This is a genomic window from Niallia alba (genome assembly GCF_012933555.1).
GTDB lineage: Bacteria > Bacillota > Bacilli > Bacillales > Cytobacillaceae > Niallia > Niallia alba.
In genome coordinates this window covers 2,002,835-2,014,597 of sequence record NZ_JABBPK010000001.1, presented here as the reverse complement: position 1 = coordinate 2,014,597, position 11,763 = coordinate 2,002,835, and the positions used below count along the sequence as shown (strand labels likewise).

Annotated in this window: 11 protein-coding genes; all 11 read right to left on the bottom strand. The window is 35.0% G+C overall.

From position 1 onward, the window contains the following. Positions 1 to 65 precede the first annotated feature (65 nt). On the bottom strand, positions 66 to 845 hold the full coding sequence (sigG, locus tag HHU08_RS09595) for an RNA polymerase sporulation sigma factor SigG (RefSeq protein ID WP_016201020.1): 780 nt from the start codon (positions 843 to 845) through the stop codon (positions 66 to 68). 150 nt (positions 846 to 995) lie between these two features. Further along, complete coding sequence (gene sigE / locus HHU08_RS09590; protein ID WP_016201019.1) at positions 996 to 1,715, bottom strand: RNA polymerase sporulation sigma factor SigE; 720 nt, start codon at positions 1,713 to 1,715, stop codon at positions 996 to 998. Between the two features lie 45 nt (positions 1,716 to 1,760). After that, positions 1,761 to 2,693 carry a sigma-E processing peptidase SpoIIGA gene (gene spoIIGA / locus HHU08_RS09585; RefSeq protein ID WP_016201018.1) on the bottom strand — a complete coding sequence of 311 codons (933 nt, stop codon included), beginning with the start codon at positions 2,691 to 2,693 and terminating at the stop codon, positions 1,761 to 1,763. A gap of 523 nt (positions 2,694 to 3,216) precedes the next feature. Further along, positions 3,217 to 4,383, bottom strand: coding sequence for a cell division protein FtsZ (gene ftsZ, locus HHU08_RS09580; RefSeq protein WP_016201017.1), 1,167 nt, complete (start codon positions 4,381 to 4,383; stop codon positions 3,217 to 3,219). 171 nt (positions 4,384 to 4,554) lie between these two features. Next, positions 4,555 to 5,838: a cell division protein FtsA gene (gene ftsA, locus HHU08_RS09575; RefSeq protein WP_101730061.1), complete on the bottom strand. Its 1,284-nt coding sequence runs from the start codon at positions 5,836 to 5,838 to the stop codon at positions 4,555 to 4,557. A 331-nt stretch (positions 5,839 to 6,169) separates the two neighbouring features. After that, complete coding sequence (locus HHU08_RS09570; protein ID WP_016201015.1) at positions 6,170 to 6,535, bottom strand: small basic family protein; 366 nt, start codon at positions 6,533 to 6,535, stop codon at positions 6,170 to 6,172. Next, on the bottom strand, positions 6,535 to 7,263 hold the full coding sequence (locus HHU08_RS09565; protein ID WP_224428033.1) for a DUF881 domain-containing protein: 729 nt from the start codon (positions 7,261 to 7,263) through the stop codon (positions 6,535 to 6,537). Before HHU08_RS09565 ends, HHU08_RS09570 begins: the two co-directional genes overlap by 1 nt. A 32-nt stretch (positions 7,264 to 7,295) precedes the next feature. Further along, positions 7,296 to 7,994: a DUF881 domain-containing protein gene (locus HHU08_RS09560; protein WP_101730062.1), complete on the bottom strand. Its 699-nt coding sequence runs from the start codon at positions 7,992 to 7,994 to the stop codon at positions 7,296 to 7,298. Beyond that, on the bottom strand, positions 7,991 to 8,764 hold the full coding sequence (locus HHU08_RS09555) for a cell division protein FtsQ/DivIB (protein WP_169188344.1): 774 nt from the start codon (positions 8,762 to 8,764) through the stop codon (positions 7,991 to 7,993). The genes HHU08_RS09560 and HHU08_RS09555 overlap by 4 nt, the downstream gene beginning before the upstream one ends. Before the next feature lie 117 nt (positions 8,765 to 8,881). Then, on the bottom strand, positions 8,882 to 9,985 hold the full coding sequence (gene murG / locus HHU08_RS09550) for an undecaprenyldiphospho-muramoylpentapeptide beta-N-acetylglucosaminyltransferase (protein WP_101730063.1): 1,104 nt from the start codon (positions 9,983 to 9,985) through the stop codon (positions 8,882 to 8,884). Between the two features lie 531 nt (positions 9,986 to 10,516). Then, the gene (gene spoVE, locus HHU08_RS09545; RefSeq protein WP_016201010.1) at positions 10,517 to 11,617 is read right to left on the bottom strand and encodes a stage V sporulation protein E; all 1,101 of its coding nucleotides are present in this window, start codon (positions 11,615 to 11,617) and stop codon (positions 10,517 to 10,519) included. Positions 11,618 to 11,763: the final 146 nt, after the last annotated feature.

Here is an 11,763-nt window from a genome sequence, read left to right as displayed (position 1 = left end):
ATAGAAAAGGTTAGACATCATTAAAGTACACATACTTTAAGAAGTCTAACCCTTTTATTCCTATTTTAGCTTTGAATATTTTTATTCATTTGTTTAATAGCAGCCTTTTCCAATCTTGAGACTTGTGCTTGTGAAATGCCGATTTCATCTGCAACTTCCATTTGTGTTTTCCCTTGGAAAAACCTTTTTCGTAAAATTAGTTTTTCACGGTCATTTAACCGGCGCATTCCTTCTTTTAATGCCAATTCTTCAACCCACTGTATATCTTTATTTTTTTCGTCACTTAATTGATCCATCACATAAATCGGATCTCCGCCGTCATTATAAATTGGTTCAAAAAGCGACACAGGATCTTGAATAGCATCTAATGCAAAAACAATATCCTCATGTGGAATGTCTAACTCTTTGGCAATTTCCTCAGCTGTCGGTTCTTTTGATGTTTTATTCATCAATCGTTCTCTGACTTGTAATGCCTTATAAGCAATGTCTCTCAGAGATCTGGAAACCCTAATTGGATTATTGTCGCGTAAATAACGGCGAATTTCACCAATAATCATTGGGACAGCATAGGTGGAAAACTTAACGTTTTGACTTAAATCAAAATTATCGATAGATTTCATTAGACCAATACAACCCACTTGAAATAAGTCATCCACGAATTCTCCTCGATTATTAAATCGTTGAATCACACTTAATACGAGGCGGAGATTTCCATTTACGAGACTTTCTCTTGCGGATATATCTCCCTCATGCATTTGCTTGAAGAGCAATCTCATTTCTTCATTTTTTAACACTGGAAGCTTTGATGTATCAACACCGCAAATTTCTACTTTATTTCGAGTCAATCTATTTCCCTCCTCACAGGAGCTGCTGTACAAAAAACAGTATCTCCCCGAGAAGGAAAAATATGCATGATAAGAATTTTTGTTAAATTTCCAATTTACGCTAATTTCGATTGGTATTATGTGGGACAAGGCTTTTCAATCGAAAAACTTTTAAACCATTTTATTAAATTCCTTTTGTAGTCTTTTAATAATTCTTTTTTCTAAACGAGAAATATATGATTGAGAAATTCCCAGCATATCTGCAACATCTTTTTGCGTTTTTTCCTCTCCAGTGCCTAAACCAAATCGCAATTCCATGATTTGTTTTTCCCTTTTAGATAGCTGGTGAAGTGCTTTTACTAATAGCTTTTTATCTACGCTTGCATCTAAATCCTTTGTTATAATATCATCTTCTGTCCCCATTACATCTGAGAGGAGAAGTTCATTTCCATCCCAATCAATATTTAATGGCTCATCAAATGATACCTCTGAGCGAATTTTATTATTTCTGCGCAAATACATTAAAATTTCATTTTCAATACATCTTGAAGCATATGTTGCCAGTTTAATTTTTTTCTCTGGATTAAACGTATTGACAGCCTTAATTAATCCAATAGTGCCAATACTAATTAAGTCTTCAATATTGATACCCGTATTTTCGAACTTTCTCGCTATATAAACAACGAGGCGCAAGTTTCTTTCAATCAACATCGAGCGAGCCGCTTGATCTCCTTTTGGAAGTTTCTCCAAAAGCATTTCTTCTTCTTCTTTCGTTAACGGAGGAGGTAGTGCTTCACTTCCACCAATATAAAATACTTCGTCTGTTTTCAATCCAATTTTAATTAAAAATTTGTACCAGTAATAAGATAAGCGAAGCTTCCATTTCTTCATGTGCATTTCCTCCTTCTAAACGATGATTTTCGTGAGTATAGTATATTAACTAACCTTTTCCTCCACTGATTTTTTTCCTATAAGCATTTTCGGATGAACAATGCAATCAAATGCATCCTCGGCAGACAGAACTTGGTTTGTAAAAGATATTAATCCTTTTTCAACAGAAATTATTTCGTGGTCTTTTTTTAATAGCAAAAGATCGGGCTTTACGGCAATGATGAGCTGATGATCTTTTCCGACTACTTTATAGGGAATGATGCGCATCTTACTTTCCCATTCTGGAGCAATCGGCTCACTGCCGTAGATTACCTCTTCTGGCTGCTCTGATAAACGAATTAACTCTGCTGGCATATTACTTACAATATTTTTCAATGAAACAAACATGACGGGAAGACGAGAGATTGGGTCATATACCTGGTTCCCACTATCCACCAATCCTTTTACCACAAACTCTTTCCCACCTAATTGAAATGTAACATCAATTATTTGCTCATATTGAATCTTGGTCACTTCAATCCCTTCCACATTTCTTCGCGAAAAGTACCAAGCAATTGGAAAACCTAGAAGCACAAACAACCAACTAATCGGATCTCCAAATCCCTTTACACTAGCAAGAAGAACAGAAGAAGAAAGTTGAAAATCAAATTGGATAAAATAATGAGCACCGATCAATGTTCCGCCAATTAAAAAGGTGGCTAAGTAGAAAATCATTAACGCCTGAAAATAGGTTCGAAACCGCTTATATCCAAATGCAGTAGCTACCATTACAACAGAAAAAAGTAGTTTAGATACAGGATGACTCGTATAGGTACTAAGAGGAGTGATGGATAATAGAATAATTAGAGAACCCATGAATCCTCCAAGTAAAATTCTCCAATGAATGATTTTTTTCTTCAAAAGAATTCCAGTTAAATATAGTAATAAACTGTCAAATAGAAAATTTAATAGCCATATCACATCTAAATAAATGGCCAAGCATGTAACTCCTCCTCTCCTTCATCGAAGCTTTGTAAAGAATATTACAATCTTTATTCATCTGCACTAACGAAATAATAACTCAACAGCATTGGCTCGCAATTCTTACACATGAAAAAAGAATTCTCCATCAAAGCCACAAAAGAAGTAAATCTTCTCTATTAATCTGTTACGAAAAAGTATAACGTACTTGTTCTTGAAATTCTGTCACTTTCTGTAATCAAAAAATCAGAAATTTCCTCTATTTCTAACGGTTTTTGTCACTATCTCTCCTAAGTGATTAATTATTAGTTCTAGAGAAATATTATCAGTTTTTTCACTTTTTCTAGGGAATTGTTAACGGGAAGGATAATAACGGTCAAAAGAAAAAAATATTAAAGTAAAAAGTTTTCTCTAAATAGTTTTTGTTTTTAAATGAAAAAATCAAAAGAATTATAGAACAACCAATCTTACAAAAATAGCAAAATAAAAAACCTCTCCATTATTGTAATAAATAACAGAAAGGTTTTTACTGCAGAAATAATTATCTTCTACGGTTTCTATTTCTTAAGAATGTTGGAATATCTAAGGCATCCTCTGTTTGTTGTGCGTTAGTGTTTCTTGGCTGTTCTTTTTGGACGTGTTGTTCTTCTCTTTTTACTTCTCTAGTATTAACAGGATTGCTGTTTTGGCTTGGACTATTATTATTTGGCTTTAGCCCTCCAAATCCAGGTCTTCCTGGCTGTGGTTGCGATAAATCTTGGTTAAATCCTGTAGCAATTACAGTAACAACAATCTCATCTTTTAGATTATCATTGATAACAGATCCGAAAATCATGTTTACGTCTTGATCAGAAGCGGATGCAACAATATCTGCTGCTTCTTGTACTTCATACAAGCTTAAATTTGATCCACCAGTAATATTCATAAGCACCCCTTGTGCTCCATCAATGGAAGTCTCAAGTAGTGGTGAAGAAATTGCTTTTTTCGCTGCTTCTGCTGCACGATTTTCGCCTGAAGCAACCCCAATACCCATAAGTGCTGAACCTTTGTTCACCATAATTGTTTTCACGTCTGCGAAGTCTAGGTTAATTAGACCTGGCGTTGCGATTAGGTCAGAGATACCTTGTACACCTTGTCGGAGTACATTATCTGCTTCTCTAAATGCTTCAAGCATTGGTGTCGACTTATCTACGATCTCAAGTAAGCGGTCGTTTGGAATGACGATTAAAGTATCTACTGCGTCTTTTAATGCGGTAATACCACTACCAGCATGTGTAGACCTTTTTCTTCCTTCAAAAGTGAATGGTCTCGTCACAACTCCTACGGTTAAAGCACCTAAGTCATGAGCGATTTGAGCAATAACTGGTGCAGCACCTGTACCAGTTCCACCACCCATTCCAGCCGTTACAAAGACCATATCTGCCCCTTTTAACGCCTCTTCAATTTGTTCTTTGCTTTCCTCAGCGGCCTTTTTACCTACTTCCGGATTTGCACCTGCTCCTAATCCTCTTGTAAGTTTTCCGCCAATTTGCATCTTAATTTCTGCTTTTGATAAATTTAATGCTTGTGCGTCTGTATTCACAGCAATAAATTCTACCCCTTGAACACCGTGTTCAATCATTCGGTTAACAGCGTTATTACCACCGCCACCTACTCCTATAACCTTTATTACAGCTAGTGAATCTATATTTGTATCAAATTCCAACATGACAAATCCTCCTAATTCGTCGATATTCAGCAGTATCGAACTGTCCGCATCTCAAGTCTTGGTGATATGGAGTACATACCATTTTTTATAACCTAGACTGACTTTTAAACGACTCTCAGCCTTCTCGAAGTTCTTTTTTATCAACATTATACTTGTCTTTTTAACATTTCATTAATCAAAGAAATAACCCATAAATTTCTTAAACTTTGAAGGTTCTTTTTCCACTTGTTTTTTCTCGTATGCTGGTTTTTGGGATGATGGTTTTTGGACTTTTTCCCTAGTATCAGCCGGAATAGTGACAGGGTTATGGATATTTCCACCTTGGAGTTTACTATTTTTATAGGAGAATTTAATTAAACCAACAGCAGTGGTATATTGTGGCTCTCTTACTCCAATATAATCTGGAATAGCAATTCTAACTCGGCTTTGGAAAACATCTTGTGCCAATTCTAAAATTCCTTTCGTACTAGCTACCCCACCAGTCAAAACGAATCCTCCTGGAAGGTCGTATACACCATGTCTCACTAGTTCGTCACCAACAAGTTCAAAGATTTCTTCTAATCTAGCTTCTATAATATCAGAAATCTCTAACTGATTAAATTGTTGATGCTGATCGCTTCCTATAATAGGAACACTAAATACTTCCTCTTCAGAAGCATGATCATAAAACGCATATCCATACTTAATTTTAATTTTCTCTGCATCTTCTGTTGTAGTTCGGAGACCAATCGATAAATCCTTGGTAATATTGTCTCCCCCTACAGGAATAACACTGGTTGCTTTTAGGAATCCATTTTCAAATACAGCTATAGTAGTGGAACCACCGCCGATATCGATCAAGGCCACTCCTAAGTTTTTTTCATCTTTTGAAAGTGCAAAAGAGCCAGCAGCAAGTGGTTGCAAGGAAATATCTTGAATTTCCAAGCCAGCTCTTTCTACACATCTTAAGGTGTTATGTAAAATGGTTTTACTTCCAGTTATAATCGTACCTTCCATTTCAAGCCGTACACCTATCATTCCTCGAGGATCCGTAATTTCATCTAATCCATCTACAATAAATTGTTTAGGAATAATATCAATAATTTCTTTTTCTGGGGGAATGGAAACTACTTGTGCAGCATCCTTTACCCTAATCACATCTTCAATTGTAATTTCGCGATTTTCACTTGATACTGCAACTACCCCTCGTGAGGTTTGCAGATTTACATGATTTCCCGAAACGCCAACAATTACTTGTTTTATCTCCATCCCTACCATTCTTTCGGCTTGCTCTATTGCCTGTCGAATAGAATGAACGGTTTCATCTATATCCACGATTGAACCTTTTTTTAAACCTTCTGATGGGACGATGCCTACACCAATAATATTTAAAGATTCGTTAATCATTTCGCCAATGATTACTTTTATGCTGGATGTACCGATGTCTAGACTTACATAAAGTTCATTGCTGTTCATTCTCGGGCACCTCCTTTTGCATTTTAAATAATGTGAACAACAAATTATGTCATACTGTCAATAATTCAACTTTTTATAAAGAAGTAACGTCTGCTATTTACATAGTTTTTATGATATACATAAAATAATCTAATCTTCACAACTATTATATTGTATACCAGGCAACACCATATTTTCACTAAGTTTTCGCTAAGTGTCAATACAATTTTGGTCTTTTTTACTACAAATAGGACTAATTACTCATCCCATAAGGAAATATTGTAATTCACTTCCACATATCTATTAATATTTAAATTATTCGCCAAAACTAATATATTCCCTTTTTTCTTTGTCAACTTTTTTCAATTTTTTCAGGAGAATTAGTATTTGATTTTTTTAAAATAATACTTCTAATTACAGCTATGTTTTGAAATAGTCTAACACCAAATGCAAAAATTGCCGCTAAATATAAGTCTACACCAAGATGTACACCTAGAAAAGCTAAACTTGCTGCAAGTGCAATATTAAAGAAGAAGCCTGTTACAAATACTTTTTCATCAAATATATTTTGCAAATGAGCACGAATCCCGCCAAATAAGGTGTCTAATGCAGCAAGAACTGCAATGGATAAATAGTTTGCATACTCTTCTGGTACCTTTATATCGGTTAATAATCCAAAGACTATTCCAACAATCAACCCAAATATCGGAAGCCACATTAAGAATCGCCTCCTTTATTTGTATTTACCTGCTCCATATAATGGACGTTAATGGTATCACTATAGGCAGGAATCTTGATTGATTCTTTTGGCTGCTCAACATTTAATAACAGATTAGATAAGAAAAATTCGTCAGCTGATTTAGAAACCTTCATATAGTTAAATAATTTTTCAGCTGTATTCGAATCTTTTGCTATCACCTTTATTTCAATTGGTAGCTGATTGAGAGAATTTCCATCCATTTTCAATACATTGTTTACTTCACGGATAACCGTTGTATTCACATAGCGATTGTCATTTATCGCTATCTCCTCGGCTCCATATAAATTTAATTCATTAACTAACCGTTGCATTAATTCAGAAGTGACTACTCCTGGATCTTCTCCTAGCAGAATTTCTTTACTTACCGGCTCGATCTTTATGATGATCCCACTCCCAGTAACCTCTGTTGCCCCTGCTTCCTGCTTTAATTCTGCCAAAGTATCTTTCAATACTTTTTCTTTACTTTGAGATGTGTTATTCTCATACTCTTCCACTTTTGCGTTAATCGAACGAATCTCATTAATAAGCTGTAATTCTAATTTTTTTTCATGGATGAGATCTTCTCGTAATTCCCACGTATCTCTCGTATCTCGAACAACTGGTTCTTTTATTGTCTGAAATTGCACAGCTATCATAAATCCTACAATAAGCGTTATTCCTGTCATTGTTATAAATTTCTTATTCACAGCGCATCATACTTTCTTATCCATACTTATCGTTAATTAACTTTTAAAGGATCCATTTGAATTGTTCGTTTTTTTTCAAGTGTAAATCGAACATTATCATTTACTAATAAATCCTTTACGCCACCATTAATATTAATTGCGCCTTCTAATACATCACTATCACCGATTGCTGTAATAACAAAAGGTGCGGGGTGTTGGTAACCATCTACTTCGATTACCGGACCATTACATAGGATGTAAGAGTTATGTGATAGCCTTTGTCCATTAATACTAATCGCTTGTGCACCAGAAATATAAAGTTCATTGATCACTTTAAATACATGATGCTCATGTACTAAATAATTGCTCACATTATCTTCTTTTGGATTATACTCTCCATCTTCTAATGTAATTTGTATCCCTTCCCCTTTGACAGCAACCTTTCCTAAATAGATCCGATATTTTTCCGCATCCTCTGCCAAGTTATAATACGTTTCTGCTTCATTAGAAAGATCCTTCTCTAGTTGAACTAATTTTCTTTGGGTTCCCTTTAATTCTTTATATAGCTCATTATTTTTTTCTTCCTGCTCAATCAATTCATTTCGCAAATCCAAATCTCTTTCGAATTGACTTTCACTAATTTCTTGACCATCATCTTTTTTTGTATTTTGATATGAGAAGGAAATCATAAATCCGAGAACAAGAAAAACTAACGAGAAGATAACATTTCGTCTTCTTTTATTAGTCTTCACTCTTCTTTTTCCCCTTCCGATTCAAAAGCTTTGAAATAAGAACCTACTTCTAAATCAATAACTCCCTTTTTATCCGTGTTTAGTTGTGCAATGATGGAAGGATAATGCTTCATTTTATCCGAAAAAGAGGATAAAGATGCCAACACTTGATTTCCGTCATTCATATAAATGGTAACATGCCATTTATCTGTATTTTTAGGGGTATACCTTATTTCAGAAATAGCATTATACACTTCTGCAGAAAGGTTACTTAATTCTTCCCCTATCTTCGTAATTACTCTCTCATCTTCGCTCTTCATATCTTTAATAATCGGAGCATCATAGGGGCTATTTGTCATTGCTCTATCATGCAACATATCCCCATTCTCTAAAAGAGGAATGAATTTATTCTTCACTTCAAAATAAGCAATCTTCCTATACTCTTTAACGTCAATATGCACAGTATTTGGAATAGCCATGGAAATCTTCGCAGATTTAATCCCACCTGTATCTTTCAGTTTTTCTGCTAACTTGTCTTTTTTGATTGTCCAAATATTTGTATTACTGTTAATTCCACTCATTTTCTCCAAGTCTTCATAAGTATATAAATGATTTCCTGTAATTTCGATGTTTTTGACATGACTTAAAGGTGATTGGAAGTATATTACGCAAACGATGATAAGGAAGAATAAGAGGAGAAGGAAAATAAGTCGACGATTCGCCTTTTTTCGTCTCTGTTCTTTTAATTTTGGAATTCGATCTTCTAAAGAAACAACCTTCCCTTTGTCCAAAAAATCACCCCGGTATTATTAAATAAGGAAATAGTACAAAACAATTTAATAGGTTGTCCACCTTTTTTATAAACAAATCGAAAATTTGCGTTGTCATCAAACTTCCGATTTACATTCCTATTTTTTCTTGCTGTCGATTACTTCCTTCATGACATTATACAGCCTCATTGCTGCATCAGGAATACCTAATTTTTGGGATGCCTCTTTCATTTCCTTTAATACACTAGGATTCAGCATAATTGCATCCATCTCTTCGACCAATTTTTGCCCATTCATTTCCTTTTCTAAAAGCATTTTTGCTGCCCCATTACTTGTTAATGCATTCGCATTTTTCTCCTGATGATTGTTGGTAACATAGGGGCTAGGCACAAGGATACTCGGAATACCAAGCGAGGTTAACTCACTCAGTGTCGTTGCACCTGCTCTTGCAACCGTTAAATCAATGCTTGTTAATACTTCTGGCATATTATGAACAAATGGCTTAATAATGACATTTGTAGGATTTCCGACAAGCTCCACTTCTTTTTTCACAGCTTCATAATGGACTTCTCCTGTTACATAAAGAATTTGATAGGCTTTCTTTCCTAATTGTGGTAACGCAGCAATCACAGCATCATTTATCGGTCTTGCCCCTCTGCTTCCACCAACTATGAGAACAGCAGGCTCATTTAATTTTAATCCGACCGATAAACGACCTTTAATTCCATCCTGATTTAACACTTCCGAAGCTCTTGGATTCCCTGTCATCACCACTTTTTCTTCTGGAAAAAAAGAAGCTGCTTCTTCAAAGCAAATCGCTACTTTATCAACATATTTACTTAAAAATTTATTGGTTAACCCTGGAACACTATTTTGTTCATGAATAATAGTAGGTATTCCAAGCTTTGCTGCTGCATATACAACCGGTCCACAAACATATCCGCCTGTTCCGATTACAACATCTGCGTTAAACTCTTTTAAAATCGCCTTGCTCTTTTGTACACCTGCAATAAATCTCCAAACAGTTTTCAAATTTTCTGGGGAAAGTTTTCGTTTAAACCCTGTAATATGTATTGTTTTTAATGGAATATCTTCTCGTCTAACCAACTTACTTTCGAGCCCTTGCTCTGTACCGACATATAGAAACTCAGCATTCTTCACTTCTTTTTTTATCTCGCGAATTAATGCTAATGCAGGGTATATATGCCCCCCTGTTCCTCCGCCGCTTACTACTATTTTCATTCTTTCCACCTCAAAATACTTCTCTTATCTATTTCTGAAAAAAATCGTTATTTTTCTTCTCACTTATATTATAGCTTCAATTAACATAAAACAGAAATAATCTTCTACTATTTCCTAAGATATTTTTTTACCTTTGCCGTTATCTCCCAAATAATAGATACCTTATTGTACTATATTTTAAACACGCTTTATGAATATCTTAAAATTGATAATGAAATGTAACACTTTCCTCTTGCCAGCACGTAAATTTGTCATGATTGAAAAGGGATTATCATATGTGTGAAAAAAATAAATTTTTTGTATTCTATAATATTTTAAAAAAAAGACATAAAAAAACTAGTAAAGAGAAAAAACACCCTCCACTAGCTTTTTTAAAATATATTCGATAAAGAAAACTTCCATCAATGAAGGTTTTTCTTCATCCCCACTGATCGCTTGTTGCACTTATCGGACCATTACGGGAGAATTCCATCACCTAGTCTCCTTAATTTTCCGCAGCTTGCTGTTAGATGTTAAGAGTGGGATGAAATTTCAGTACCTTGAAAATCTGCTCACGTTTAAGAGGATACCTATTGCAATCAACATTAGTGTAAGAGAGGATCCTCCATAGCTTAGAAATGGGAGTGTAATCCCCGTTACAGGCATAAGTCCTGTAACAACTCCAATGTTAATCATAACTTGTATAGCAACCATGGAAATAATACCAACGGCTACAAAACTTCCAAATAAGTCTTGTGCACCTAATGCTATTCTTATTCCTCTCCATAGTAATAAAGCAAATAATAATAAAATTAAGGAACCGCCGATAAAGCCTAATTCTTCTGATAGAATAGCAAAAATAAAATCTGTCTGTGGCTCTGGCAAGTAAAAGAATTTTTGCCTGCTTTCCCCAAGGCCTAAGCCGAACAAACCACCTGGTCCTATCGCATAAAGCGATTGTATGATCTGAAAACCACTTCCTAACGGATCAGACCATGGATCTAGAAATGAAGTTATCCTTTTAATTCGATAAGGAGCGGATGCAACCAATCCAATAAACCCAGCAACACCGATTAGCCCTAATATTACAAAGTGACGAATCCTAGCACCAGCAATAAAGATCATTACGATACTTGTACCAACCATAACAGTTCCAGTACCTAAATCTGGCTGAAGCATAATCATCCCAAAGGCTAGAAATACAAGACCTAAAGATGGGAGTAATCCTTTTTTAAAGGAAATTATATGCTTTTGATTTTCCGATAGAAATTTTCCCAGGAAAATAATCATTGCTATTTTCATAAATTCAGAGGGCTGAATGGAAAATGCTCCTACACCAATCCAGCTTTGTGAACCATTCCGAACTAAACCAACTCCAGGAATTAATACGACTATAAGTAAAACAAAGCAAACAATAATAATTGGTTTAGCCCAAGATCTCCATATCCAGTAATCAAGGTTCATAATAAATAACATTGCAGCAATTCCAACACCGGCAAAAAGCATCTGTCTCTTTGCAAAAAAGAAGGAATCCCCTAAATTTCGTTCGGCCATAACCGCACTTGCACTGTACACCATGATTAACCCTATGGCAAGCAACGTAAATGTGATGATCATTAAAATTATATCTGGAGTCGTTTTTTTTGATGGCACCATTAACACCTCGAATTGCAAGATTTAGGGCTTGCAAAAAAGAAAAGCGGATTGTATCCAGATTCCTGTATTACTTAAATCCGATTCAAAAAAAGAAAGCTCTGTAAATTAACGGTTGAAAATTAGGAAAAGGATTACGGTCTTTT